The organism is Streptomyces sp. NPDC090994, from assembly GCF_044768905.1.
GTDB lineage: Bacteria > Actinomycetota > Actinomycetes > Streptomycetales > Streptomycetaceae > Streptomyces.
The window spans coordinates 108,578-135,314 of the sequence record NZ_JBIVWS010000004.1 but is presented as its reverse complement, the minus strand read 5'-3'; the positions used below and the strand labels follow the sequence as shown (position 1 = coordinate 135,314).

Annotated in this window: 20 protein-coding genes and 1 pseudogene; 11 read left to right on the top strand and 10 right to left on the bottom strand. The window is 71.8% G+C overall.

Annotated features, from left to right (window positions below; genetic code table 11):
• Positions 1–724: pseudogene (locus ACIQR3_RS10720) on the bottom strand (hypothetical protein).
• A 168-nt stretch (positions 725–892) separates the two neighbouring features.
• Between ACIQR3_RS10720 and ACIQR3_RS10715 the strand changes: the two are divergent.
• Positions 893–2,212, top strand: coding sequence for a sensor histidine kinase (locus ACIQR3_RS10715; RefSeq protein WP_403537053.1), 1,320 nt, complete (start codon positions 893–895; stop codon positions 2,210–2,212).
• A 64-nt stretch (positions 2,213–2,276) separates the two neighbouring features.
• On the opposite strand, the gene ACIQR3_RS10710 is transcribed toward ACIQR3_RS10715, so the two are convergent.
• Positions 2,277–2,777, bottom strand: coding sequence for an SUKH-3 domain-containing protein (locus ACIQR3_RS10710; RefSeq protein WP_403537050.1), 501 nt, complete (start codon positions 2,775–2,777; stop codon positions 2,277–2,279).
• Between the two features lie 40 nt (positions 2,778–2,817).
• On the bottom strand, positions 2,818–3,348 hold the full coding sequence (locus ACIQR3_RS10705; RefSeq protein ID WP_215171584.1) for a YwqJ-related putative deaminase: 531 nt from the start codon (positions 3,346–3,348) through the stop codon (positions 2,818–2,820).
• 385 nt (positions 3,349–3,733) lie between these two features.
• On the opposite strand from ACIQR3_RS10705, the gene ACIQR3_RS10700 reads away from it, so the two are divergent.
• The 3 genes from ACIQR3_RS10700 (at position 3,734) to ACIQR3_RS10690 (ending at position 8,161) form a co-directional block, all read left to right on the top strand.
• The gene (locus tag ACIQR3_RS10700; protein WP_403537047.1) at positions 3,734–4,762 is read left to right on the top strand and encodes an SMI1/KNR4 family protein; all 1,029 of its coding nucleotides are present in this window, start codon (positions 3,734–3,736) and stop codon (positions 4,760–4,762) included.
• Positions 4,763–4,769: 7 nt separating this feature from the next.
• A complete protein-coding gene (locus tag ACIQR3_RS10695) occupies positions 4,770–7,163 on the top strand; it encodes an SUKH-4 family immunity protein (protein WP_403537045.1) in 2,394 nt (797 codons plus the stop codon).
• Positions 7,164–7,270: 107 nt separating this feature from the next.
• Entirely contained in the window at positions 7,271–8,161 is an 891-nt protein-coding gene (locus ACIQR3_RS10690) for a cellulose-binding protein (RefSeq protein ID WP_403537042.1), read from the top strand.
• A gap of 146 nt (positions 8,162–8,307) precedes the next feature.
• Here ACIQR3_RS10690 and ACIQR3_RS10685 read toward each other — a convergent pair whose 3' ends face one another.
• The 3 genes from ACIQR3_RS10685 to ACIQR3_RS10675 all read right to left on the bottom strand — a co-directional run bounded on the left by ACIQR3_RS10685 (position 8,308) and on the right by ACIQR3_RS10675 (position 12,183).
• Positions 8,308–9,918 carry a cation acetate symporter gene (locus ACIQR3_RS10685; RefSeq protein WP_403537039.1) on the bottom strand — a complete coding sequence of 537 codons (1,611 nt, stop codon included), beginning with the start codon at positions 9,916–9,918 and terminating at the stop codon, positions 8,308–8,310.
• Positions 9,915–10,292: a DUF485 domain-containing protein gene (locus ACIQR3_RS10680; RefSeq protein WP_403537037.1), complete on the bottom strand. Its 378-nt coding sequence runs from the start codon at positions 10,290–10,292 to the stop codon at positions 9,915–9,917. The genes ACIQR3_RS10685 and ACIQR3_RS10680 overlap by 4 nt, the downstream gene beginning before the upstream one ends.
• A gap of 316 nt (positions 10,293–10,608) precedes the next feature.
• Positions 10,609–12,183 (bottom strand): MFS transporter, encoded by a 1,575-nt coding sequence (locus ACIQR3_RS10675; RefSeq protein ID WP_403537034.1) that lies wholly within the window; start codon positions 12,181–12,183, stop codon positions 10,609–10,611.
• A gap of 525 nt (positions 12,184–12,708) precedes the next feature.
• Between ACIQR3_RS10675 and ACIQR3_RS10670 the strand changes: the two genes are divergently transcribed.
• From ACIQR3_RS10670 to ACIQR3_RS10660, 3 genes are all read left to right on the top strand, one after another.
• Positions 12,709–13,497 carry an ABC transporter ATP-binding protein gene (locus ACIQR3_RS10670; protein ID WP_403537032.1) on the top strand — a complete coding sequence of 263 codons (789 nt, stop codon included), beginning with the start codon at positions 12,709–12,711 and terminating at the stop codon, positions 13,495–13,497.
• Positions 13,494–16,064, top strand: coding sequence for an ABC transporter permease (locus ACIQR3_RS10665; protein WP_403537029.1), 2,571 nt, complete (start codon positions 13,494–13,496; stop codon positions 16,062–16,064). The genes ACIQR3_RS10670 and ACIQR3_RS10665 overlap by 4 nt, the downstream gene beginning before the upstream one ends.
• Positions 16,065–16,309: 245 nt before the next feature.
• Positions 16,310–17,185 carry an MHYT domain-containing protein gene (locus tag ACIQR3_RS10660; protein WP_403537026.1) on the top strand — a complete coding sequence of 292 codons (876 nt, stop codon included), beginning with the start codon at positions 16,310–16,312 and terminating at the stop codon, positions 17,183–17,185.
• Between the two features lie 107 nt (positions 17,186–17,292).
• Here the strand turns inward: ACIQR3_RS10660 and ACIQR3_RS10655 are convergent, their stop codons facing one another.
• Positions 17,293–17,451, bottom strand: coding sequence for a hypothetical protein (locus ACIQR3_RS10655; protein WP_403537023.1), 159 nt, complete (start codon positions 17,449–17,451; stop codon positions 17,293–17,295).
• Positions 17,452–17,478: 27 nt separating this feature from the next.
• On the opposite strand from ACIQR3_RS10655, the gene ACIQR3_RS10650 reads away from it, so the two are divergent.
• A complete protein-coding gene (locus tag ACIQR3_RS10650; RefSeq protein ID WP_403537020.1) occupies positions 17,479–17,934 on the top strand; it encodes a hypothetical protein in 456 nt (151 codons plus the stop codon).
• 26 nt (positions 17,935–17,960) lie between these two features.
• Positions 17,961–19,295 (top strand): hypothetical protein, encoded by a 1,335-nt coding sequence (locus tag ACIQR3_RS10645; RefSeq protein ID WP_403537017.1) that lies wholly within the window; start codon positions 17,961–17,963, stop codon positions 19,293–19,295.
• Between the two features lie 112 nt (positions 19,296–19,407).
• On the opposite strand, the gene ACIQR3_RS10640 is transcribed toward ACIQR3_RS10645, so the two are convergent.
• Positions 19,408–19,626: a hypothetical protein gene (locus ACIQR3_RS10640; protein WP_403537014.1), complete on the bottom strand. Its 219-nt coding sequence runs from the start codon at positions 19,624–19,626 to the stop codon at positions 19,408–19,410.
• 250 nt (positions 19,627–19,876) lie between these two features.
• Between ACIQR3_RS10640 and mfd the strand changes: the two genes are divergently transcribed.
• Entirely contained in the window at positions 19,877–23,434 is a 3,558-nt protein-coding gene (mfd, locus tag ACIQR3_RS10635; RefSeq protein WP_403537011.1) for a transcription-repair coupling factor, read from the top strand.
• A gap of 75 nt (positions 23,435–23,509) precedes the next feature.
• Here mfd and ACIQR3_RS10630 read toward each other — a convergent pair whose 3' ends face one another.
• Entirely contained in the window at positions 23,510–23,707 is a 198-nt protein-coding gene (locus ACIQR3_RS10630) for an antitoxin (RefSeq protein ID WP_215173069.1), read from the bottom strand.
• Positions 23,708–23,843: 136 nt separating this feature from the next.
• On the opposite strand from ACIQR3_RS10630, the gene ACIQR3_RS10625 reads away from it, so the two are divergent.
• Positions 23,844–24,626, top strand: coding sequence for an HNH endonuclease family protein (locus ACIQR3_RS10625; RefSeq protein ID WP_403537007.1), 783 nt, complete (start codon positions 23,844–23,846; stop codon positions 24,624–24,626).
• A gap of 103 nt (positions 24,627–24,729) precedes the next feature.
• Here the strand turns inward: ACIQR3_RS10625 and ACIQR3_RS10620 are convergent, their stop codons facing one another.
• Complete coding sequence (locus ACIQR3_RS10620; RefSeq protein WP_403537005.1) at positions 24,730–26,628, bottom strand: tachylectin-related carbohydrate-binding protein; 1,899 nt, start codon at positions 26,626–26,628, stop codon at positions 24,730–24,732.
• Between the last annotated feature and the right edge of the window lie 109 nt (positions 26,629–26,737).

The following is a 26,737-nucleotide window of genomic DNA, read 5'->3' as shown; positions in this document are numbered from 1 at the left end:
CTATGTCCGATTCGCTTGATCGGCGTCGCGTGCAGACAACACTATGCCGCACCACCAGCCCTCGATGCGACGGTGCATCTCACCTCCATCCCTCACGTCGACCCGGAGGCATCCGTAGTAGTCAGCGCCCGTGTTCTTCCGGTTGGTGCGGGGACTGTGCTTCTTCGTCACCGTTTTCAGGAACTGGGACGGCTGGACGCCGACATGGCCCGCCCAGAACCGCACGGCGGCGGACGCGTCCGCCGTCTCGTGAATGTGCACGGCGAACCGGAGGCGTTCGGGTGGGACGTCCAGCAGTCTCAGCCAGGCCAGGAAGACGGTGATCATGTCGGGGTCGCTGTTGACGAACGTGATGCGCTCGCGTCGGCTCCAAGGCTTGCTCTTGGATCCCTCGGCCCAATAAAGCCCGACGCCCACCATGAACAGCTCACGGTCGGTCAGATCACCGACCTCGGCTGCGGCCGACTGTCGTGTCCGTCGGCGTTCCTCCTCGCGCAACCGCAGCTTGGCCTCCCACCCGCGCTTGGCGATCGCCGATGCCTCTTCGCTCGATCGCCGCCGCCGTCCGGCCTCGGCAGATCCCGCATCCACAGTTGAGGATGTCGTTGTTGTCGACGTGGAGCCGGTCGCGGATCCGGCGTCGGCTGAGGCCCGCGCGGCGCAGGGCCAGTGCCTGTTCGCGGAGGCCCTCGAAGTCGGCGTACTTGTTCGGTGAACGGGTCATGGGGACACCGTCCGGGCGGAATGTGGGGCTCCGGGGGTGGTCGGTGATCGGTTCACGCGTTCGAGGGATATCGCGTCGTATCGCTACCGTACTGTCACCCTCCGTGGTGCGGCCCAATCCATCGAAACTCCCCGGAAATGCGCTGCCGCGCGCCCGTAGGCTGGAGGCATGACCACGACGGGGGACATGCAGGTGACGGCCCGCGGAGGGCCTTGGTGGTGGGAGCGGCGGCGCGGTGCGGTGCTCGATGTGGGCCTCGCGGCGGTGTCGGCGCTGGAGTGCGCGGCGGAGGGGGTTCCGTTCGCGTGGGACGCGGGGATTCCGGCCGCGGCGGGGGTGCTGTTCGGTCTGCTGGCCGGCTCGGTGCTGCTGGTGCGGCGGAAGTGGCCGATCGCGGTGGTGCTGGTGGCGATCGCCGTCACGCCGGCGCAGATGGGCTTCCTGATGGGGATCGTCGGTCTGTACACGCTGGCGGCGTGTGAGCTGCCGCGCCGGATCATCGGGTCGCTGGCGGGGATGTCGCTGCTGGGGACGTTGATCGTGACGTTCGTGCGGGTGCGGCAGGACATGGCGCGGGGGGATCTGGGGATCGGCGACTGGTTCGTGCCGTTCGCCGCTGTCACGACGTCGTTGGGGCTGACGGCGCCTCCGGTGCTGCTGGGGCTGTACGTGGGGGCGCGGCGGCGGCTGATGGAGAGCTTGCGGGAGCGGGCGGACGATCTGGAGCGGGAGCTCCAGTTGCTCGCGGAGCGGGCGGAGGAGCGGGCCGAGTGGGCGCGCAATGAGGAGCGGACGCGGATCGCGCGGGAGATGCACGACGTGGTCGCGCATCGGGTGAGCCTGATGGTGGTGCACGCCGCCGCGCTTCAGGCGGTGGCGCGGAAGGATCCGGAGAAGGCGGTGAAGAACGCCGCGCTGGTGGGGGACATGGGGCGGCAGGCGCTGACCGAGTTGCGGGAGATGCTCGGGGTGTTGCGCAGCGGGGGGCAGGAGACGCCGCGGGAGCGGGCGTCGGTGCCGTTGGCGGCGGTGGGGGCGGCGGCCGCGGCGGCGGCTTCGCGGGCGGCCGAGGCGGACGGGGAGGGGCCGTCGTTGGCGGAGCTGGACGAGTTGGTGGGGCAGTCGGCGGCGGCGGGGATGGTGGTGGACCTGTCGGTGCAGGGGGAGTCGCGGTCGTATGCGCCGGTGGTGGAGCAGACGGCGTTCCGGGTGGTGCAGGAGGCGTTGACGAACGTGCACAAGCACGCGTCGGGTGCGAAGACGTACGTGCGGCTGGCGCATCGGGCGTCGGAGATCGCGATGCAGGTGGAGAACGATCCGCCGCCGGAGCCGGCGTCGGCGTCGGCGGCGGGGCTGCCGTCGGGGGGCAACGGTCTGGTGGGGATGAAGGAGCGGGTCGCGGCGCTGGGCGGGGTGTTCGTGTCGGGGCCGACGGATGCGGGGGGTTTCCGGGTGTCGGCGGTGATTCCCGCTTCGTCTGTTTCGTGAGACGGACGAGTCAGGTGAGACGGACGAGTCAGGTGAGACAGATGAGTCAGGTGAGCCAGATGAGTCAGACGGTGCTGAGGCGGGCAGGTTCGGCGCCGGTGACGAGGGCGCCGAGGGCGTGGTCGATGTCGGGGCCGAGGTACCAGTCGCCGGTGTGGTCGAGGGCGTAGACGCGGCCGTGGGTGTCGATGGCGAGGAGGGCCTGGGTGTCGGTCTCGGTGCCGAGGGGGCAGACCTCGGTGTCGAGGGCGCGGCCGAGGTCGCCGAGGGTGCGGGCGAGGTGGAGGCCGTGCAGGGGGTCGAGGTGGAGGGGGGCGGGGGCGATCTGCCGGCCGGGTCCGGTGGGGGTGAGGGTGAGGCCGCCGAATTCGGCCCAGGCTTCGACGGCGGCGGGGAAGACGGTGTGGCGGTGGCCGGCGGGTGAGGTGTGGCCGCGGAGGGTGTCGGCCCAGTATTCGGCTTGTTCGATGTCCCAGCGTCCGGGTTGCCAGCCGGCGTCGCGCAGGGCGGCGTCGACGGGGACGGGGAACCGGGTGGTGCTGGTCTTGGTGCGGTCGGGGTGCATCGGCCTTCGTTCGTCGTCCGTACGGGGGTTGCGGGTGGGGTCAGCCGGTGGTCGGCGTGGGGTCGACGATGCGGACGCCGAAGTGGGCGCTGAGGGCGGTGCAGGTGCGGCAGGGCGGGGCGAAGGTGCCGTGCAGGGGGTCGCCGTCCTCGCGGATGTGACGGGTGGTGAGTTTGGCGTGTTTGAGGGCCTTGCGGGCCTCGCCGTTGGTCATGGGTCTGCGGGCGGCGCGTTTGCTGCGGGCGGCGTCGGCGGTGGTGAGGTGCCGGGAGATGAGGATGGTCTCGGCGCAGCGGCCGGTGAAGCGGTCGCGTTGTGAGCTGGTGAGGGTGTCGAGGAAGTCCTGTACGAGGGGGTGCAGGGCGGGGGGTGTGTCGCCGCGGGCGGCGGTGCCGGTGAGGGTGGTGCCGCGGACGGAGAGGGCGGCGGCGACGGTGGGGAGGATGCCGTCGCGGCGGTGGCGCAGGGTGGGGGCGTGGGGTGTTTCGGCGCTGCTCCAGCCGATGCGGGGGTCGCCGGTGCGGGGGTCGTCGGACCTGCCGGTCCGGTGTCCCGTCTGTGTCGCGCTCATGAACGTCATCCCCTCCTGAACCTCCCCCGGTGGTCACAGACTGCCAAATGGCGTGGCTGGTGGGGAAGCTGGGGCGTGGCGACACGCCCGGTTATGGGCGGTCTGTCACCGGTACGTGACGGATGGTCACGGAAGTGGAGGGGTGGGCCGTCGGTGCCGGCGGCTGGTGCCGGTGACCGGTGTCGTTGTACCGCATAGGCTGTCGTCACCGCGTGTGGTGCGGGGTTCCTGGCGGTTCCGGACGTGTTTTCGGACCGGTTGCGTACAACCCCGTACAGCCTCACGCAACTCCTTACAGCTCCATACAGTTTCAGTCAGCTCCAGACAGTCAGACACAGCGTCCGTACGGACGGCTGACGGACATACGCCGCAGGGGGCAACCGCCATGACGACAGGTCGGCTCGGGCTGGGGGTTCCTCCCGGCCGCCAGGTTGAGGGACGGGCCGTGCCGCCGAACGCGGCCTACGCCGGGCAGGTCGTGCATTTTCCCGATCCGGTGCGGGCGGCGCGTCACCCGCGAGGGGTACGGGTGGACGGCAGCGGTTACCCGGATTTCTCGCCGTACGCGCGGGCGGCGGCGGAGGTCGCGGAGCCGCCGGGCGGGTTCGGTGTCGACGAGTTGCGGCTGACGGACTACGTGTCGGCGAACGCGGCGTTGTCCGCGTCGGGTCACGAGTTGTGGGACACGGTGCCGGCGGTGGCGACGCCGCACGGCTGGACGTGGCACCACGTGGTGGGGTCGCGGCGGCTGGAGCTGGTGCCGGTCGAGGTGAAGGCGTTGCTGCGGCATCACGGCGGCATCGCGACGGCGGCGGTGGACCAGGGCAAGCGGGGGACGCGGCCGTTGGAGGAGACGCGTCCGGCCCATTTCGGTCTGCCGAAGTCGGGGGTGGCGGTGTCGGAGCAGCAGGTGCTGGGGGTGGAGGAGGACCTCGGGTACCGGTTGCCGGGCGCGTACCGGTCGTTCCTGAAGGCGGCGGGGGGCTGTGCGCCGGTGGGGACGGCGCTGGACGCGGAGTTGGGGCTGCTGGTCGATCAGCCGTTCTTCACGGTGCGTGAGGAGGCGGCGGTCAATGACCTGGTCTATGTCAACAAGTGTCTGCGGGACCACCTGACCAAGGACTATCTGGGTGTCGCGTTCGTACAGGGCGGGCTGCTGGCGGTGAAGGTGAAGGGCGAGCGCACCGGTTCGGTGTGGTTCTGCGCGTACGACGACGCGCGGGACGTCGATCCGGGGTGGTCGCCGGCCGAGCGGGCGGAGCGGTTGCTGTTGCCGTGCGGCGAGGACTTCGACGCGTTCCTGTCGCGGCTGGCGGGGTCGCCGCCGGAGCTGGAGACGGTGGCGGATCTGATGGTGGACGGCGGGTTCGCGCGGGCGGTGCCGGTGTCGTCCGCGGCGGCTGCGGGAGAGTGAGCTGGCGATGGTGACGTTCGCGCAGGCGCAGGAGCGCGCCGAGGAATGGATCAACGGGGACGTTCCGGCGTACCAGCACCGTGCGGTGCGGGTGCGGGAGTTCGGGCTCGGGTTCGTGGTGTGGGGCGAGGACCGGGAGGGCGGGCCGCGTTCGGACGGCGGTGCGCAGCGGTTGGTGATCGCCCGGGACAGCGGGGACGCGACGCTGTGGCCGGGGCTGCCGGTGGGTGAGGTGATCCGCCGGTACGAGGAGGAGTACGGCCGCTCGGAGGTGGTCGCCGGGCCGGTGCCGGCGGCGCGGGCGGATCTGAACCAGACGTCGTTCCTGCTGAGTCCGCCGGAGTGGTTGCAGGAGGCGGCGGACAAGCTGGGGATTCCGGACCGGCGGCGTGGGGGTGGGACGGAGGCGGGTGCGGGGGGCCCGGGGGTTCCGGGTGCTTCGGCTGCTTTGGCTGCTTCGGCTGTTTCGGGGGACACGCCGTGGGCCGGGACCGACACCAACGGGGACGGGGGTGAGGACCGTTCCGTTCCGCTGCCCGAGACCGTGTTCGCGTCGCAGTTGAGCGATGACGACACGGCCGCCGACGCTGACGCCGACGCCATTGATACTGACGACGCCGAGCCGGCCGGGGCGATCGTGGACGCCGGCACGGCTCGGCTGACGCGGGGCGGCGGGCTGCCGCGGACGAAGGGGACGGGTACGGGGGCGGGGGCGGGGGCAGGTACGGCTACGGCCACGGCTACGGATACGGCCACAGCTACGGATACGGCTACGGGGGAGGCGGCCGGGTCGGGTACGCCGTCGACCCCTTCGGTGCCGGGCGTGCCGCTGCCTCCGCAGGCGGCGCCTGACACGCGGCCGGGAAACCCGTCCGGGCCGCCGGTGCCGGGGGCGCCGCCGGTGGCGGGGGCGCCGTCCCAGTCCTCCGGTGTGCCGCAGCCGCCCGCCGCGCCGCCGGTGCCGGGCGCTCCGCCCCAGCCCTCCGGTGTGCCGCAGGCTGCTGGCGCCCCTGGCGTGACGCAGCCGCCCCCTCCGATGCCGCCCGGTGTTCCGGGTGCCCCCGCGGCACCTCCCGCCGCCCCCGGCGTGCCCGGCGTGCCCGGTCCCGCAGGGGCGCAGGCCGGTGTTCAGCACGCCCCCGCCGGGCCGGCCGCGCCCCCGCACGGCCCCGGCGTACCCCCGCCCCCGCACGCCCCCGGCATGCCGCCGGGCGCACCGCAGGCGATGCCGCAGGGCGCCGTACCGCCCCCCGCGCCACCGCAGCCGCAGCCCCACCCGCAGCCCCACCCGCAGCCCCACCCGCAGGGCGCCGTCCCCCCGCCTGGTCAGCCGCAGCCGCAGCCCCACCCTCAGACCCCGCCCCCGCCGGTGCCCCAAGCCCCCGTGCCGCCGCCGGCGTACGGGTATCCGCCGCGGCCCGCCGGGCAGCCGACCGTCGGTCCCGGTTACCAGGCGGTGCTGCGCTACCGGGCGCAGGACGGTTCCGAGCAGCAGCTGATCCGGCGGTCCGCGCCGGGCACCCCGCACCCGGAGTGGCAGATCTACCACGAGCTGCGGGCCATGAACGTGCCGCCGGACCAGGTGCTGGAGCTGCACACGGAGCTGGAGTCCTGTGAGCTGCCGGGCGCCTACTGCGCGCGGATGATCCGGGAGCAGTGGCCGCAGGCGCGGATCACGTCGATCGCGCCGTACGGCACGGATCACGCGAGCCGGCAGCAGGGCATGGCCCAGCTGCTGAGTCACCAGGGCGAGTTGCACCAGGTCGCGGACGGTCCGGCGCGTCCGGCGCCGGTGCGCGCGCCGTTGCCGGCGGTGCAGCCGGCCCCGCCGTTGCCGCCGGAGGGCATCGGGCAGGAGATGGCGGCGGCGTTCGGGCCGGGGGTGTTCCGGTTCGAGCAGGCGGCGGTGGACCGGCAGGGGGTGCCGCCGGTCGTGGCGCACACGCTGGTGGTGGCCGGGCTGCCGGTGGACATGGGACCGTTCTTCTGGGCGCAGGCGCAGCCGGGCCGTCCGGTGCCGACGCTGGCGGAGCTGGCGGCGGAGCGGGGGGTCCAGCCGGCCTCGGACGCCGGGTCGTACCTGGTCGTGGGCAGTGACTTCGGCAAGGCGATCTGTGTGCAGTACGGGACGGCGAACATCGTCGCGGTGCCGGTGGAGGCCGGGCCGGGCGGTGCGCCGGTGCCGCCGCAGTTCGTGAACACGGGGCTGCCGGAGTTCGCGCGCTGCCTGGCGCTGCTGGGGCGGATGTGGCGGCTGAGGTACGGGCTGAACCAGGAGCAGGCGGGTCGCTGGACCGTCGATTTCCAGGCGCAGTTGGCCGCGCTGGACGCGGTGGCGCTCGGTTCGCCGGAGAGCTGGTGGTCGGTGCTGCTGGAGGAGATGTGGGACGGGTTGCTGTGACTGCTGTGACGCCTCCACGGAGTGTCACATTATGAATACTTACGTCTAATCCCTAAAGTCCCTTTCGTCCGTTTGGTATGTGATGTCGGGCGAACAGGGGTTCCCGCATGAGCAGCGCGAGCGCGTCGGTGCCGGCCCACGGTTTCGTGACCGTACGAGGACGCGGCTACCGGCCCGAGCAGGTCGAGGTGTGTGCCGCGGCCCTCTCCCAGGAGCGTGACGCCGCCTGGGAGCGGGCCGCCCGGCTCACCGTGCTGGCCCGGAAGATGGAGGAGGAACTGGCCGGGCTGCGCGAGACGGTGGCCGGACTGGCTCCGCAGACCTACGAGGCGCTCGGCGAGAGCGCACACGCCTTGTTCCGGCGCGCGCGGGGAGAGGCGGACGCCCTGCGCGAGCGGGCGCGGGCGGACGGCGAGCGCCTGGTGGAGGAGGCGCGGGCGTACGCGGAAGGCGTGACGGAGTCCGTGCGGGCGCACGCCGACGCCGTACGCGCCGAGGCCGACGCGTGGGCCCGGCAGCGGCTGCTCGCGGCGCGGGCCGAGGCCGACGAGGTGCGGATCGGGGCCCGGCGCGAGGTGAAGGCGGGGCGCGGTGAGGCACTGGGTGTACTGCGCGAGGCGCGGCGGCGCTGCGCCGGGATCCTCGCCGAGCAGGCCGGGGAGCACGAGGCGCGGTGGGCGGCGGCCGAGCGGGAGGACGCCGAGCGCGCCGCGGCGGTGGACGCGCACCACGCGGAGCTGCTGGCGCGCGCCGAACGGCTGCTGGAGGACGCCGGACGGGACTTGGCCGACGCCGAGGAGACGGCTCGGCGGCTGCCGGAGGAGGCGCGGGCCCGGGCGGACGAGGTGCTCGCCGGGGCCCGGGCGTACGAGGCCCGGGTCGCCCGGGAGACGGAGCGGGTGCTGCGCGAGCACGGGGAGCGGTGGGACGACGTCCAGGCGCAGACGGACCGGGTCCGCCGCCGCCTGCGCACGCTGACGGCGCGGGCCACGCGGTGACCGGCGGGGGTGTCTCGGGAACCGCCGCGGATGGTCTCGGGAACCACTGCGGAGTGTCTCGGGAACCGCCGCGGACTGACTCAGGAACCGCCGCGGAGTGTCTCGGGAACCACCGCTGAGTGTCTCGGGAACCGCCGCGGGCTGACTCAGGAACCGCCGCGCGCCGTGCCCGCGTAGAGGCCGGCCTCCAGCGCTTCGTACCGTACGCGTTGTTCCTCCGCCTGTTTCCGGCCGGAGAGCACCGTGCCCAGCCAGCCGAAGGCGAAGCCGGCGGGTATGGAGACCAGGCCGGTGGTGGTGAACGGGAACCAGTTGAAGTCGGCGTCGGGGAAGGCGGCGACGGGGGTGCCGGAGACCAGGCTGGTGCCCGGGGTGAGGGCGAGCACGACGGCGCTGCCGCCAATGAGGGTCCACAGCAGGCCGGCGCGGGTGTAGCGGCGCCAGAAGAGGCTGTAGACCAGGGCGGGGCACAGGGCCGACGCGCCCAGGCAGAAGGAGAGGGTGGCCAGCGGCTGGAGGCTGCGGTGCTGCACCAAGACGGCCAGGCCGATGGTGGGAATGCCGACGGCGACGGCGGACAGCCGGGCCAGCGTCATCTCCCGGCGGGGCGTGAGCGGGCGGGTCCGGGTGGCGAAGACGTCGTGGGCGAGGGAGTTGGCGCAGGCCAGGATCATGCCGGCGACCGAGGCGAGCAGGGTGAGGAACATGGCGGTGCCGACGGTGGTGAACAGGGCGGTCTCCACCATGGTCACGTCGGTGCCGAAGGCGGCGCGGGAGCCCAGCAAGTAGGCAGAGTTGCCGGCGGCGTCGGTCTCGGCGACCGTCTCCCGCCCGACCAGCGCCGTCGCCCCGAACCCGACCACGGTGACGACCACCACGAACAGGGCCGTCAGGGAGACCGCCCAGGACATCGACCGGCGGACCTGGCGGGCGCTGGAGGCGGTGTACATGCGCATGGTGACGTGCGGCAGGCAGGCACCGCCGAGGACCACGGCGAGCTGGGAGGAGAGCATGTCCAGGCCGGGCCGCGGTCCGGCGGCGTACTCCAGGCCGGGGTGCAGGAACGCCTGTCCCGCACCGCTGTTGCGGGCGGCGGCGTCGAACAGGGCGCCCGGGTTCCAGTCGAACCGGTGCAGGAGCAGCAGCGTGACCACGGCGCCCGAGCCGAGCAGCATGACGATCTTCAGTATCTGGATGAGGGCCGTGCCCTTCATGCCGCCGATCGCCGCGTAACTGATCATCAGCGCACCCACACCGATGACGCAGCCGGTCTGGTACGACTCGCTGCTGAAGCCGAGCAGGAACGCCATCAGCTGCCCGGTCCCGGCCAGTTGCACCAGCATCATCGGCACCAGCGCCGCGAGGGTGACCGCGCAGGCGGTGACGCGCACGCTCCGGCCGGTCGTCCGGCGGGCCAGTACGTCGCCCATGGTGAACCGGCCCGCGTTGCGCAGGGGTTCGGCCATCAGGACCATCAGCAGGAGCAGGGAGAGCGCGGTGCTCAGGGCGAGCACGACCCCGTCGAAGCCGAACAGGGCGATCACGCCGCCGGTGCCGAGGACGGTCGCGGCGGAGATGTAGTCGCCGGCGATCGCCATTCCGTTGCGCATCGCGGACAGCGAGCCGTAGCCGGTGTAGAACTCGTCCAGGTCGTCGCGGTCGGGGCCGGTCATCACGCACAGCAGCAGCGTGACGGCGGCGACGGCGGAGAAGCCGACCAGGGACATCGCCTGGGCGCTGTCGCTGAAGCCGGTCACCGTTTTGCCTCCATACGGTCCACGAGCGGGTCGACGCGGCGCCGCGCGATCTGCTCGTACAGGACGATCGCCAGCCAGATGACAGGCAGTTGGAGCAGTGCGAGGAGCATGCCGAGCGGCAGGCCGGCGGTGACGTCACCGGTCAGCGCGGACGGGGCGAACGCGGCCAGGCACAGGAACGCCAGGAAGTAGCCGAGCGCGGCGAACGTGGCGACGCGCCGCAGTCCGCGGTAGGCGCCGCGCAGCGCGCGTACGTCGCCGCGCGCGCGGATCTGGGGCAGGCGGAGTGTCGCGGAGTCCTCCGGTGCGGGTGCGGGTGCGGGTGTGGGGGCGCGGGTGGGCGCGGATGGTGACGTGTACGGGTCATGGGACATCCCGTGCTCCTTGCGAGGCTCGGGTCCGCTGTGGACGGACCGCAGGGAGTGGGGGGTGCGGTGCTCGCACGTTACCGGCCGGTTCCGGGGCGTGTGGGGTTTTCCCCAAACTGAGCGGTCGGTATGTGGAAACCCCCGGTTCCGCCGCGACTTGAGCCTCCGCTTCCGCTTCCGCCTCTGCCTCCACCGAGCCCGGCCGGTCGGTACCGTCAGTCCCGTCGGTCTCGCCAGTCCCGTCGGTCCCGTCAGTCCCGTCGGTCCCGTCAGTCCCGTCGGTCCCGTCAGTCCCGTCGGTCCCGTCGGTCGGTCGGTCCCGTCAGTCCTTCAAGACCGGGAACTTCCGCGGGGCCAGCGTCAGCAGCACCAGGAACGCCAGGGCCGCCGCCCCGGCCGCCCCGAGGTAGACGGCGTGCACGGCGTCGGCGATGGCGTGCCGTACGGCCTCGTCCGCCACGCCCGCACCCGCACCCGCACCCGCACCGGCGTTCGCGCCCGCGCCCGCCCCCGTACCCCCGTCCAGCGCCCGCGTCACCGAGTCGAGGTCGCTCGCGCCGCCGAGCCGCGCGGCCAGCACCCCGTTGGCGATGGCGCCGAAGACGGCCGCGCCGACGGTCTGCCCGGTCTGGCGGCAGAACAGGATCGACGCGGTCGCGGTGCCCCGCTCCGACCAGCCGACCGTCGACTGCACGCCCACGATCAGCGGGAGCTGGAACAGGCCGAGCGCGGCGCCGAGCAGCAGCATCAGCAGCGTCGGCTGCCAGGCCGCGCCGGGATACGGCAGGAACGGGAACGCGAACAGGATGAGCGAGGCGGTGCCGATGCCGAGCAGGGCGGTGTCGCGGAAGCCGATCCTGCGGTACACGTGCTGACTGAGCGCCGCCGACACCGGCCAGCTCAGCGTCCACACCGACAGCACGAACCCGGCGGCCACCGGCGCCAGTCCCAGCACCGACTGCGCGTACGTCGGCAGGAACACCGTGGGCGCCACCATCAGCAGGCCGAGCGCGCCGAGCGCCAGGTTGACGGCGGCGATCGTACGGCGCCGCCACACCCAGCCGGGCATGATCGGGTCGGCCGCCCGGCGTTCGATCACGACGACGGCCGCCAGCAGGACCAGCCCCGTCCCGAACAGGGCGAGCGACGGCGCGGACAGCCACGGCCAGGCCACCCCGCCCTGCACCAGCGCGGTGAGCAGGACGCCGCCGCACGCGAACACCGTGAGCGCGCCCGCCCAGTCGACACGCGCGCGCGTGCCGTGATCCTTCCGCTCGGGCTCGTGCAGGTGGCGGACGATGAGCCACAGGGCGACCGCGCCGACCGGCAGGTTGACGAGGAAGATCCACCGCCAGTCGGCGTACGCGGCCAGGACCCCGCCCAGGCCGGGCCCGGCGACCGCGGAGACCGCCCACACCGTGGAGAGACGCGCTTGTATCTTCGGGCGGTCCTTGAGCGGGTACAGGTCGGCGGCGAGGGTCTGCACGGTGCCCTGGAGCGCGCCGCCGCCCAGGCCCTGCACGACGCGGAAGGCGATCAGGGCGGCCATGTTCCAGGCGAGTGCGCACAGCAGTGAGCCCAGCAGGAACAGGGCGGCGCCCGCGACCAGGACGGGTTTGCGGCCGAACGTGTCGGAGAGCTTGCCGTACACGGGGAGGGTGACGGTGACGGCCAGCAGGTAGCCGGAGAAGAGCCAGGAGAAGACGGAGAAGCCGCCGAGGTCGCCGACGATCTGCGGGACGGCGGTGGAGACGATCGTGGCGTCCAGGGCCGCCAGCGCCATCGCCAGCATGAGCGCGGCGACGACCGCGCCCCGCCGTCCGCCGCCGCCGGCCCGCGCGGTGTCCCGTACCGCGTCCTTGGTGCCGTCCGCCGAACCGCCTACCGTGCCGTCCACCGCGCCGTCCACTGTGCGGACCTCCTCAACCGGGGACATCAGCTTCGCACTTGATGTGGACGCGGCGGGAGAGCGCGGGCCGGGAGGTCAGGAGCGCGCGGCCGGGGGCAGGCTGGTGCAGGCCGGGGGCAGGCTGGTGCAGGCCGGGCGCAGGCTGGGGCAGGCCGGGTGCAGGCCGGGTGGGCCCGAGGGTGGAGACCGACCCTGAGACGTTCTCCACCGTTCGGTGGACTGCCCCTAGGGGTACCTCCGTACTACGGCCCGGGGAGGGTTCGTACCGACGGAGGACGAGAGGGGCGCGGCCCCGTCCTTAACCTTGCCTTACGCCGCTGGGGGGCGGTGAACCGGACCTTCGGGGGTGGGGTTTTCCTCAGGAGAAGACTGCGCTGAACACCATCGCGGACGGGTACCGCGGGCGGCCAGACTTCTTTCGCGGGGCGGCCACGTCGGCCGCCCGGCCTTCACACGCGTTACGTACGCCGGGGCACCGGCGGCTCACTCGATGACCGACATAGGAGACTTGCCATGACATCGGCCGTGACCATTCCCAGGCACGGGAGTACTGGAGGACGTACGGCCGTCGCCGCGCGGGCGCGGCAGGTCGTGAAGGCGTACGGGTCGGGGGAGACCCGCGTCGTCGCCCTGGACCAGGTCGACGTGGACATCGCGCGGGGGGAGTTCACCGCGATCATGGGGCCGTCGGGCTCCGGCAAGTCGACGCTGATGCACTGCCTCGCCGGGCTCGACACGGTGACGTCCGGGCAGATCTACCTGGACGAGACCGAGATCACCGGCCTGAAGGACAAGAAGCTCACGCAGCTGCGCCGGGACCGGATCGGTTTCATCTTCCAGGCGTTCAACCTGCTGCCGACGCTGAACGCGCTGGAGAACATCACGCTGCCGATGGACATAGCCGGCCGCAAGCCCGACAAGGCGTGGCTCGGCCAGGTCGTGGACACCGTGGGGCTGGCCGGGCGGCTCAAGCACCGGCCCACCCAGCTCTCCGGCGGCCAGCAGCAGCGGGTGGCGGTGGCGCGGGCGCTCGCCGCCCGGCCGGAGATCATCTTCGGTGACGAGCCGACCGGCAACCTGGACTCCCGCGCGGGCGCGGAGGTACTGGGCTTCCTGCGCAAGTCGGTGGACGAGCTGGGCCAGACCATCGTGATGGTCACCCACGACCCGGTGGCCGCGAGCTACGCGGACCGGGTGCTGTACCTGGCGGACGGCCGCATCGTCGACGAGATGCGCAACCCCACCGCCGACGCCGTCCTGGACCGGATGAAGGACTTCGACGCCCGGGGGCGTACGTCATGACCGTGCTGAAGACCTCGATGCGCAACTTCTTCGCGCACAAGGGCCGGATGGCGCTGTCGGCGGTGGCGGTGCTGCTGTCGGTGGCGTTCGTCTGCGGCACGCTGGTGTTCACCGACACGATGAACACGACGTTCGACAAGCTCTTCGCGGTCACCTCCTCGGACGTGACGGTCGCCCCGAAGGACGCCGAAGCCGAGGACACGCCCCAGAGCGGGGTGCCGGCCTCGCTGCCGGCGTCCGAGCTGGAGAAGGTCCGCTCGGTGGAGGGCGTGCGGGCGGTCGAGGGCGCGGTCGTCTCGATGAACGTGACGGTCGTCGACGACGCCAACGACAATGTGGGAGCCACCAGCGGCGCCCCGACCATCGCCGGCAACTGGACCAGGAACGACCTGCGGTCGATGGAAATCACCGAGGGGCACGCGCCGCGCGGTCCCACCGAGACGATGGTCGACTCCGACACCGCCGACAAGCACGACCTGAAGATCGGCGACGAGCTGCGCACCATCGCGCAGACCGGTGACTTCAAGGCGCGGATCGTCGGTATCGCCTCCTTCACCGTCACCAACCCCGGCGCCGCGGTGGTCTACTTCGACACCGCCACAGCCCAGCGCCAACTGCTCGGCGGCGCGGACCGGTTCAGCCAGCTCAACGTGACGGCGGCGGCCGGTGTCTCCGACGAGACCCTCAAGCGGGACGTCTCCCGGGCCCTGGACGGCGGCGCCGGCTACAAGATCCAGACGGCGAAGGAGGCGTCCGACGAGGCCCGTTCGGACGTCGGCGAGTTCATGGACGTCATCAAGTACGCCATGCTCGGCTTCGCCGGGATCGCGTTCCTGGTCGGCATCTTCCTGATCATCAACACCTTCTCGATGCTGGTCGCCCAGCGCACCCGCGAGATCGGCCTGCTGCGGGCCATCGGCTCCTCCCGCCGCCAGGTCAACCGTTCGGTGCTGATCGAGGCGCTGTTCCTCGGTGTCGTCGGGTCGGTCCTCGGTGTCGCGGCGGGGGTCGGCATCGCGGTCGGCCTGATGCAGCTGATGTCGGCGGCGGGCATGAACCTGTCCACCGACGACCTGACGGTGAAGGCGGCCACCCCGGTCGTCGGCCTGGTCCTCGGTGTCGTGGTCACCGTCCTCGCCGCCTATCTGCCGGCCCGCCGCGCCGGCAAGGTCTCTCCGATGGCCGCGCTGCGCGACGCCGGAACTCCGGCCGACGGCCGGGCGGGCGTGCTGCGCGCAGTGATCGGCCTCGTCCTCACGGGCGCGGGCGGCGCGGCGCTGTACCTGGCCGGTACGGCGGACAAGGCGAGCGACGGCGCGCTGATGCTCGGCGCGGGCGTGGTCCTGTCGCTGATCGGCTTCGTCGTCATCGGCCCGCTGCTGGCCGGTGTGGTCGTCCGCGTGATCAGCACGGTGCTGCTGCGGGCCTTCGGACCGGTGGGCCGCATGGCCGAGCGCAACGCCCTGCGCAACCCGCGCCGCACCGGCGCGACCGGCGCGGCCCTGATGATCGGCCTGGCCCTGGTGGCCTGCCTGTCGGTGGTCGGCTCCTCGATGGTCGCCTCGGCCACCAGCGAGCTGGACAAGTCGGTCGGCGCGGACTTCATCGTCCAGGGCAACCAGCGGATCGTCCCGCAGGCCGAGCAGGCGATGCTGGACACGCCGGGCCTCGATCACGTCACCCGTTACAAGGTCCTCGACGCCACGCTGACCTCGCCCGACGGCAAGCAGGACGACAGCGGAGTCACGGCCGCCGACGCCACCTACGCCGAGGACCTGCGCCGCCCGACCACGGCCGGCGACCTGTCGGACGCGTACGGCGCGGACGCGATGTCGGTCGGCTCGGACTACGCGAAGAAGCACGGCGTCGGCATCGGCGACACGATCTCCGTCGCCTTCGAGGGCGGCAGGACGGCCAAGCTCAAGGTCGCCGCCATCACCGACGACGACACGGCGATCGACCAGGGTGCCCGGTACATCAGCATCGACACGATGCGGAAGTACCTCCCGGCCTCCGCGATCCCCCCGAACACGATCATGTTCGCCAAGGCGGCGGACGGCCGGACGGACCAGGCGTACGCGGCGCTGAAGAAGTCCCTCGACCCCTACCCGCAGTACCAGGTCCGCGACCAGACCGACTACAAGCAGGAACTGAAGGACCAGATAGGCCAGCTCCTGAACATGGTCTACGGCCTCCTCGCCCTGGCGATCATCGTCGCGGTCCTCGGCGTGGTGAACACCCTGGCCCTCTCGGTCGTCGAACGCACCCGCGAGATCGGCCTGCTGCGCGCCATCGGCCTCTCCCGCCGCCAGCTGCGCCGCATGATCCGCCTGGAGTCCGTGGTCATCGCCCTCTTCGGCGCCCTGCTCGGACTCGGCCTCGGCATGGGCTGGGGCACCACCGCCCAGCAACTCCTCGCCCTGGAGGGCCTGAACGTCCTGGACATCCCCTGGCCGACCATCACCGGCGTCTTCATCGCCTCCGCCTTCGTGGGCCTGTTCGCCGCACTGATCCCGGCGTTCCGCGCGGGCCGCATGAACGTCCTGAACGCGATCGCGACGGAGTAGCCACCGGGCAACCACCGAAGAACCACCGTGGACGGGGACACGGGGGCACGGGGGACACGGGGGACGGCGCCGGGGAGTCACATGACTCCCCGGCGCCGTGCGTGCCGGCGGACTGCTCCGGACCCGGCTGACGCATGTACCGAACGCATATGCCACACAGTTCAGGTTTCAATCAATCCCCTGAATGCCTTGTGGCGGGGACGGATTCCTGTGCATAGTTTGCGGACAGCAACGCGCAGAAACGTTTGTTCTGTGGTGCCGCATGGCGCCTATCGCGAGACGGGGTTATTTCGGTGAACGGGGCCGTAACACAATTCGACTTCGGGATGATTCCGCCGGTCATCGCCTATCTGATGGCATGCGTGGGAGGAGCGCTGGGCCTGCGCTGCATCACCCGGTCACTTCGCAAGATCCGCTCGGGCCGCCGGAATGCGTGGCTGGCGCTGGGTGCCGTGTGCCTCGGCACCGGCATATGGACCATGCACTTCATCGCCATGATGGGCTTCCACGTCCACGGCGCGACGATCACCTATGACACGGCGCTGACCTTCCTCAGCCTCGGTGTCGCCGTGGTCGTGGTCGCGATCGGCGTCTTCATCGTCGGCCACCGGGGCGCCACGCCGCTCAATCTCGGCGTGGCGGGGATCATCACCGGCGGCGGTGTCGCCGCCATGCACTACCTGGGCATGAGCAGTATGCGCTTCTCCGGTCACCTGTCGTTCGACCTGGTGACCGTGGTGCTGTCCGTCCTGATAGCCGTGCTGGCGGCGACGGCGGCGCTGTGGGCCGCCATCAATCTGCGCGCGCTGTGGGCCGCCATCGCGGCGAGTGCGGTGATGGGCGCGGCCGTGGCCGGCATGCACTACACCGGCATGGCCGCGATGCACGTCCACCTCGACGGGCCCGTCGACGGCCTCGCCGAGGACTCGTTGGACCTGCTCACCTTCCTGCTGCCGGTGGTCGCGGGTCCGGTCGGTGTCCTGGTCATCGCCTCCGTCATCATCATGTTCGACCCCGACATGCTCGTCGGCGAGGAAAGCCGTGCGCCCCGGTTTTCGGCCGCCGCGGAAACCGAAGTGCCGAACAGCGCCGCCGACCGCCACGCCCGGAACGGCACCTGAGGGATTCCGACGCGAATAGGCCGCAGGGCTGGAAAAAAAGATACGCGGAGCCCGAAGAATCCGTTGCTCGACGAAACTAGCGAACGGCGCCGGGAATCCATGAACCATCACCGGCGCCGGTCACTCTCGGCGGCAACGAGGACAGGCGCACACGGCGGAAACCGGCCGAAGAGTTCCGGCAGCGAGTCCGGGGTGACGGTCCGCTTCTCCCGCACCTGGGTCCGCGCGCCGGTCCGCGGGTCGATCCGGTAGACCTCGATGGTCATGGCCACTACGCGCCCCCGGAGTCGATCTTGACTGAGCGCTCGGTGACCATCACCGGCACCCGCAGCACGGGGCATCGTGGTCCCACCGAGTACACCGCTCTGTTCGGTGAGTACCTCGGACCCTTCGCGGACGGTGCGCACTTCTACGTCGGCGGTGCGAGGGGCATCGACTCCCTCGCGCTGCTCTGGCTTGCCCGCAACACCGAGGCAGGTCTGACCGTGGTCGTCCCCGGCACGGTGGAGCAGCAGCCGGAGGAGGCACGGCAGGCCATCGTCCGGGTGCGTGACCGCCTCACAGACATCGTCCAGCTCCGAGCCCCGGAACTGAACACGGCCGCGTACCACGCGCGCAACCGGTGGATGGTCGACCACAGCGCGATGACGATCGGTTTCCCTCGGGCAGGGCAGGCGCAGTCGGGAACATGGCAGACGTTGACGTACACACGCGATATGGGGAAACCCCACTTGATCGTGCCCGTGTAGGCAGCCGTCCGCTGCATCATGAGGACATGGCGGACAAGGCCGCGGGAGCGGCCGCACTGAAAGCACTGCGCAAGCGGCGCGGTCTGTCGTTGGCCGGCCTCGCCCGTGCGCTGATCTCGGGTGCGGCTGACCTCGGTCAGCCTTCGCTGCCGGGCGTCGCCGCCGTCCAGCGCTCGGTCGCCCGCTGGGAGTCAGCGAAACCGACGACTCTCCCGGACGAGCGGTACCAACTGCTCCTCGCGCACGTCTACGCCCGTTCCCCTGCCGGCGAGACCGCCCTCGGCACCGGCTCCGACTTCGCGTACTACCTGGACGCCCTCGGCCTGCTGGGGGAGAGCGAGGGGCGCGTCTGCGAACTACGCAGCGCCATGCTCCGTGCGGCCACCGACGACGGCGGGATGTTCGCACTTCTCGCTCCCGGTGTGCACACCGGCCTGGCCGCTGCCCTGGCCGACCCGGCGCGGACCGACGAGGACACCCTGGTCGGACTCGCCTCGATCATCGAGGACGTCAACGCGGAGGTCGGCTCACTCCCGATGGTCCGCCTCCAGGTGCTCCTCGCCCCCGCTGTCGAAGCCGCCCGGCGCCTTCTCGCCGGCCCGGTCCCGGAGTCGCTCGTCGCACGACTGCGGGTGATCGCGGTCGCGGGAGCGGTGCTGGCCGGCAGACTGGCTTTCGAGACGAGGGACGACTCCGCGGCGCGAGCGCTGTACACCGAGGCCACTCGGGAGGCCGGTCTGCTCGGTCAACCGTGGACGCAGGCCGGGGTCCACATGAGTCACGCGCTCGTCGCCCTCTACTCGGCCCCGGGGCTCGACAGCGCCACGCGCCTGGCGGACCGAGCGGTACGGTCGGCCCGCACCGGGGAGAGCACACTGGTCCGGGCTCGCGCGCACGCGTTGCAGGCCGAACTGGCCGCCCGGGCCGGACACGACCGGCAGGCAGCCGCCGCCTTGGAGCTCGCCTGGTACGACATGAATGCCGATCACGCCGGAGATCCGGCGCCCACGGCGTTCTCGGCAGCGCATCTGCGCGGCTTCGAGGGGGTCTGTGAACTGTATGTCGGCGACCCGGCGGCGGCACACGACCGGTTCGCCCGGGCGGTCGGTGCGCTGGCCACCCCCCGGGAGCGGGTACAACGCGCGATCATCACCACCGACCAGGCGCTGGCGCGGGTTCGGCTCGGTGAACCGCGGGCGGCGGCCGAACTCCTTCACGACTGCGTGGCCGCGGCCGCCGGCACCGGCGGGCGGGTACCGGCGCTGCGGTTGCGGCAGGTACGGCGGGAGCTGAGGCCCTGGCGGCGTGAGCGCTGGGCCGCCGACCTGGACGATCACCTGATGGACATGCTCGGGGCGTAGTGGAGGCAGCCTTGCCGCTGACCGCTGACCGCTGACCGCTGACCGCTGACCGCTGACCGCTGACCGCTGTGCGAAGTGTCAGCGGCAGGCCCGTGCCGGAGATTCCTCGCCGTCATCGCCGGTCGCGGAACCTGTCCCCCAGCGGCAGCGTGTCGTGCTGGGAGAGCGCACTGTACGAGCGCCGGGCCTGGTCGGCCGCTCGGCGGTGGGTCTGTTCGATGCGCAGCCCCTCGGGGTTCCGCGTCGGCCCGCTTCCGCGCCGGGAGATCTTCCAGGCCAGACCCGCCACCGCGACCATGAGGATCCCGAAGAACACTCCCAGCGTCACCATCACACACCCCCGTCGCCCGAGCGGGCCGGGCGGGCCGGTGCCCGCGCCGTGCCGCTGACGGTAGCCGTTGTGTGATCGGCGGGGAAGGAGACGTCGTCCGGGGACCCGTGCCGGCGCTGTCCACAGGCTCCGGCGTCCGTCGCCGTGGCGACGTACGCTGGACACCCCCGGCCCGCACGGCGTGTCGGGCCCGTCGTGTTGCACACCCGGGACATCCCACGTACTCCCACGGACGGAAAGCGCCCCCTCCATGAGCCTGCACGGTCTGCTCGACGCCGTCGTCAAGGACACCGCCCTCGCGGAAGCGATCGCGGCGGCCGGCGACGGCAACCGCATGCATGTCGATCTGGTCGGCCCGCCCGCCGCCCGGCCCTTCTCGGTGGCCGCGCTGGCCCGTGAGACGGGCAGGCCGGTCCTCGCCGTCACGGCGACCGGGCGGGAGGCGGAGGACCTGGTCGCGGCCCTGCGTTCGCTGCTGCCGCCCGAGGGCGTGGTCGAGTACCCGTCCTGGGAGACGCTGCCGCACGAGCGGCTCAGCCCGCGCAGCGACACCGTGGGGCGGCGGCTGGCGGTGCTGCGGCGGCTGGTCCACCCCCGCGCCGACGACCCCGAGACCGGGCCCGTCTCGGTCGTCGTCGCGCCCGTGCGGTCTGTGCTCCAGCCGCAGGTCAAGGGGCTGGGGGACCTGGAGCCGGTGGCGCTGAGGAGCGGGCAGAGCGCTGACCTCGAAGAGGTCGTGCAGGCCCTCGCCGCCGCCGCGTACGCCCGGGTGGAGCTGGTGGAGAAGCGGGGCGAGTTCGCCGTGCGCGGCGGGATCCTCGACGTGTTCCCGCCGACCGAGGAACACCCCCTGCGGATCGAGTTCTGGGGCGACGACGTCGAGGAGATCCGCTACTTCAAGGTCGCCGACCAGCGCTCCCTGGAGGTCGCCGAACACGGACTGTGGGCGCCGCCCTGCCGGGAGCTGCTGCTCACGGACGAGGTGCGGGAGCGGGCCGCCGCCCTCGCCGAGGAGCACCCGGAGCTGGGGGAGCTGCTCGGCAAGATCGCCGAGGGGATCGCGGTCGAGGGCATGGAGTCCCTCGCGCCGGTGCTCGTCGACGACATGGAGCTGCTGCTCGACGTACTGCCGCAGGGACCCGGCGGCGCCATGACCGTCGTGTGCGACCCCGAGCGGGTGCGGACGCGGGCCGCCGACCTGGTGGCGACCAGCCAGGAGTTCCTCCAGGCGTCCTGGGCGGCCACCGCCGGGGGCGGCGAGGCGCCGATCGACGTCGGCGCGGCCTCCCTGTGGTCCCTCGCGGACGTCCGGGAGCGGGCCCGTGAGCTGGGGATGATGTGGTGGTCGGTGTCGCCGTTCGCCGCCGACGAGGAACTGGACGCCGGCACCCTCAAGCTCGGCATGCACGCCCCCGAGACCTACCGCGGCGACACCGCCAAGGCGCTGGCCGACACCAAGGGCTGGCTCGCCGACGGCTGGCGGGTGGCGTACGTGACCGAGGGGCACGGCACCGCCGCCCGCACGGTGGAGGTGCTGGGCGGCGAGGGGATCGCGGCCCGCCTCGACGTCCCCGGTGCCAAGTCGGCCGGGCTCGGTGAGCTGAGTCCGTCCGTCGTGCACGTGGCCTGCGGGTCGATCGACCACGGGTTCGTGGAGCCGGGGCTCAAGCTCGCCGTGCTCACCGAGACCGATCTCTCCGGGCAGAAGGCCGCCGGGCGCGAGGGCGCGCGGATGCCGGCCCGGCGCCGCAAGACCATCGACCCGCTCACCCTGGAGGCGGGCGACTACATCGTCCACGAGCAGCACGGCGTGGGCCGGTACATCGAGATGGTGCAGCGCACCGTGCAGGGGGCGACCAGGGAGTACCTGGTGGTGGAGTACGCGCCCGCCAAGCGCGGCCAGCCCGGTGACCGCCTCTACATCCCCACCGACCAGCTGGAGCAGATCACCAAGTACGTCGGTGGCGAGGCGCCCACCCTGCACCGGCTCGGCGGCGCCGACTGGACCAAGACCAAGGCGCGGGCGAAGAAGGCGGTCAAGGAGATCGCCGCCGATCTCATCAAGCTCTACAGCGCCCGGATGGCGGCGCCGGGGCACGCCTTCGGGGCCGACACGCCGTGGCAGCGGGAGCTGGAGGACGCCTTCCCCTACGCGGAGACCCCCGACCAGCTCACCACCATCGCCGAGGTCAAGGAGGACATGGAGAAGACGGTGCCCATGGACCGTCTGATCTGCGGTGATGTGGGGTACGGCAAGACCGAGATCGCGGTGCGGGCCGCGTTCAAGGCCGTACAGGACGGCAAGCAGGTCGCCGTACTGGTCCCCACCACCCTGCTGGTGCAGCAGCACTTCGGGACGTTCAGCGAGCGGTACGCGCAGTTCCCGGTGAAGGTGCGGGCGCTGTCCCGGTTCCAGACCGACACCGAGGCCAAGGCGACCCTGGAGGGGCTGCGGGACGGCTCGGTGGACGTCGTCATCGGCACCCACCGGCTGTTCTCCTCCGAGACCAAGTTCAAGGACCTCGGGCTGGTCATCGTCGACGAGGAGCAGCGCTTCGGCGTCGAGCACAAGGAGCAGCTGAAGAAGCTGCGGGCCAACGTGGACGTGCTGACGATGTCCGCCACCCCCATTCCCCGCACCCTGGAGATGGCGGTCACCGGCATCCGCGAGATGTCGACGATCACCACCCCGCCGGAGGAACGGCACCCGGTGCTGACCTTCGTCGGCCCCTACGAGCAGAAGCAGATCGGCGCCGCCATCCGCCGTGAGCTGCTGCGCGAGGGCCAGGTCTTCTACATCCACAACCGCGTCGAGTCCATCGACCGGGCGGCGGCGCGGCTGCGCGAGATCGTGCCCGAGGCGCGCATCGCCACCGCCCACGGCCAGATGTCCGAGCAGGCCCTGGAACAGGTCGTGGTCGACTTCTGGGAGAAGCGGTTCGACGTGCTCGTGTCGACCACGATCGTCGAGTCCGGCATCGACATCTCCAACGCCAACACGCTCATCGTCGAGCGCGGCGACAACTTCGGGCTCAGCCAGCTCCACCAGCTGCGCGGCCGGGTCGGGCGGGGGCGCGAGCGCGGGTACGCGTACTTCCTCTACCCGCCGGAGAAGCCGCTGACGGAGACGGCTCACGAGCGGCTCGCCACCATCGCCCAGCACACCGAGATGGGCGCGGGCATGTACGTGGCCATGAAGGACCTGGAGATCCGCGGCGCGGGCAACCTGCTCGGCGGCGAGCAGTCCGGGCACATCGCCGGCGTCGGCTTCGACCTGTACGTGCGGATGGTCGGCGAGGCGGTGGCCGACTACCGGGCCGCCCTGGAGGGCGGGGCGGAGGAGGAGCCGCCGCTGGAGGTCAAGATCGAGCTGCCGGTCGACGCGCACGTCCCGCACGACTACGCCCCCGGCGAGCGGCTGCGCCTCCAGGCGTACCGCTCCATCGCCTCCGCCAACAGCGAGGAGGACATCAAGGCCGTACGGGAGGAACTGGTCGACCGGTACGGCAAACTCCCCGAGCCCGTGGAGAACCTGCTGCTGGTGGCGGGGCTGCGGATGCTCGCGCGGGCGTGCGCCGTCGGCGAGATCGTGCTCCAGGGCAACAACATCCGGTTCGCGCCGGTCGAGCTGCGGGAGTCGCAGGAGCTGCGGCTCAAGCGGCTGTACCCGGGAACGGTCATCAAGGCGACCGCCCACCAGGTGCTGGTGCCGCGTCCGAAGACCGCGAAGGTCGGCGGGAAACCGCTGGTCGGGCGGGAGCTGCTGGGCTGGGTCGGGGAGTTCCTGACGTCCGTGCTGGGGTCGTAGCGGCCCGGTGGGGAGTGGCGTGAGGCCGCCCGTGGTGCCCGGTGGCACCGCGGACGGCCTCACGCCCCTGTGGGGTCAGTGCTGGTCCGGCTTGCCGCCGCCCCGCCTGCCCATGCCGAGCCGGCTCTCGGCCTGCCGCTGGGCGGCGTCGACCTGCTTCCCGTACTTGCCGCCGGTCCGCTTGTTGACCTGCTTCTCGGCGGCGTCGGACATCTTCCGTGACCTGTCCTTGTCCTTGCCGGCCATGCTCTTGACCTTGTCGAGGAAGCCCATGCAGGAACTCCTTCCGAGACGAGACTCTTTTCCGACCGTACGCCCCATGTGCCGCATACGCCCATTAAGGCCCTATATGGTCTGGACCTCTCGCTCGCTACGGTGGTACGGCGAGGAACAGCAAGGGGAGGCGCGTGTGACGCGGCACAGCAGGATGCGAAACGGATGGGCCGCGTGCGCGGCTCTGGCTCTGGCCCTGGTCACCGGGTGCGACAGTCTGGAGGACGGCGGGACCGCGTCGTCGGGGAGCGGCGGCAGCGGGGCGGAAGCGGAACCCGCCGCCGGGCACGCCGTGAGCCCGCTGAGCAACCCGGACGGGACCAAGCCCGGCCTCGCGGCGGTCACCGGCGACGCCGGCCGGACCTCCGCCCGCGAACTCATCGAGCAACTGGACACCAAGGGCCGCGGCCCGAAGACCGGCTACGACCGGGACGAGTTCGGCTACGCCTGGATGGACACCGCCGACGGCGTCCCGCTGGCCCGCAACGGCTGCGACACCCGCAACGACATCCTCCAGCGCGACGGCCAGGAGCTGGAGTTCAAGTCCGGCTCCGACTGCGTGGTCGTCTCCATGACGCTGGACGACCCGTACACCGCCAAGACCATCGAGTGGCGCAAGCAGGACGCCGCCGAGGTGCAGATCGACCACGTCGTCCCGCTCTCCTACAGCTGGCAGATGGGCTCTTCGCGCTGGGAGGAGAAGAAGCGGCGGCAACTGGCCAACGACCCCCTCAACCTCATGCCGGTCGACGGCCCCGCCAACTCGGCCAAGGGCGACTCCGGGCCGGCGTCCTGGCTCCCGCCGAACAAGAAGATCCGGTGCGCGTACGCCGTCCGGTTCGCCCAGGTCGCCGTGAAGTACGAGCTGGCGGTGACCACGTCGGACCGGGACGCGCTGCTCGAGCAGTGCGGGGCCTGAGCCCGCGCGGCACCCTCCCGACGGCGGACCGGGACCGGGACCGGGACCGGCCCGCTGTCGGCGCCGGTCCCGGTCATGGTGCCGGTCGTGCTGTTCGGGGTGGTTACGGGGCGGGAGGCGCGGGCAGCTCGTTCTTCTCGAAGACGGGAGCGGGCTCGGCCTTGCTGTCGCCGCTGTCGCTGCTCTCGCTGCGGAAGGCGGTGGCGGCGCTGGAGGCGCGGTAGACGCGGGTCTGGTTGCTGCTGGTGCGGTAGGAGAAGGCCCAGGTGGGGCCGGAGGCGTTGGTGTAGGTGAAGGCGGTGGGGTCGGTGGCCGCCGCTTCGTAGGTCTCCTGGTTCCAGGCGCGCCAGGTGCCCGAGCCCTGGGTCTGCTCGCCGGTGTTGTACATGAAGCCGTCCTCGCCGCGGGCCACGATCTCGGTGATGCCGGTGAGCGGGCTGATGACGACGGAGGGCGATCCGGCGAAGGTCTTGTCGCCGACCTGGGACCAGGCGGCGGGGAAGGCGGCGCCCTCGGACGTCTGAGTGAGGCCGATGATGTGGCCGGTGGTGTCGCGGGCGTAGACGCCGAGGCGGTAGCCGGGGTAGACGATGACGGACGGGGTGCCGGTGATGGTCCGGTCGCCCAGGGTGGTCCAGGTGCCGACGGTGCCGTTGCTGAAGGTCGCGGTGCGCAGGGTGCCGTTCGCGTCGGTGCCGAAGAGCTGGATGCCGTTGCGGACGGTGACGGCGGTGAGCGGGCCGGTGAAGCCCTCGCCGCTCAGCGGCATCCAGCCCAGGAAGTCGGTGCGGTACCAGGGCTCGCCCTCCGCATCCACCGCGAACTGGGCGATCGCCCCGTCCGGCGTCTTCACGGTGACGGGGTGCTGGGCCATGGCCCCGGCGAAGTTGTACCAGTCCTCCCAGTCCGGGCTGCTCGCGGCGTGCCGCCGGTACCAGATCTGGCTGTTGACGTTCTGCGCCGTCACCGTTGTCCGGCCGTCCGTCTGCTCCGCCAGCTGCGGCTGCCCGGAGAACGCGTCGTTGCCGGAAATGGTCGTCCACTGGACGGAGTTGAAGTCCGACGCGTCGGTCTGCCGGCCGTGGACCAGACGCCCGATGTTGTCGGTGTAGGCGTACTCGACCTCCCCGCTGGACGCCTGGAGCACGCTGCTCGGTGTGAAGGCGTCGACGGTGATCGCCGGGCTCGGCGGCGTGTGACTGGCGTTGAGCAGGCAGGACCGCACGGACCCGACGACACTGGTGTACCCGGCGACGTACGTACCGCCGCCCAGCAGCTTGTTGTACGGGTCGAAGTCGCCGGTGGCCTCCCGGAACCGGTAGTGGCGGACCTCGCCGTCGGGCAGCACGCGCAGGATCACATCGCCGCCGAACGAGGTGAGGTCCTCCGTCTCCCGCCAGTCGGCCGAACTGGCCAGCCGGTCGCGCTCGATCCAGCGCTGGCTCTCGAAGTCGTAGCGGGACCGCAGCAGATGACCGGTGGCGGAGTCCACGCCGTACAGCACGCCCACATCGGTGGCGACGATCATGGAGAAGCGGCCCCAGCCGGAACCCATCTTCTTGCTGCCGCCCGCGGGCTCCCAGGTCTGGGTGTCGCTGTCGTAGCGGGTCCAGCGCAGGTCACCGTCGCCGTCGATGAACCAGAGGTGGCCATCGGTGTCGATGGTGATCTTGTTCCGGTTCTCGTCCAGGCGGTAGTCGGCGTACCCCGCGCTGATCTTCTGGTGGTGGATGTCCCAGGTGCCCGCGGAGTCGCGGTGGCTGAGGTAGAGACCGTCGGACTTGATCCCGTAGAACGTGGCGCTGGGGCCGGCCAGTACGCGGGGGTACTGGTCCCACCCGGTGTCGATGGTGGCCGATTCGGGCCAGGTGCCCGTGCCGCCGGCCGGGTCGCTCAGGCTGCGGCGCAGCAGACCGCCGGCCGTGGTGACCGAGTAGAGGGACCCGGTCGCGGCGCAGGTCACGTCGGTGTCGGCGGCCTGCGCGTCGGTCGACGTGGTCATGGCGAGGGGGAGCAAGGCGGCCGTGGTCAGAAGTGCGGCCGTACGGCGGCCGAGCCTTGCTCGCAAAGCGTGTCTCATGGGCTTCCTTCCGAACTGGTTGAGGACCGAC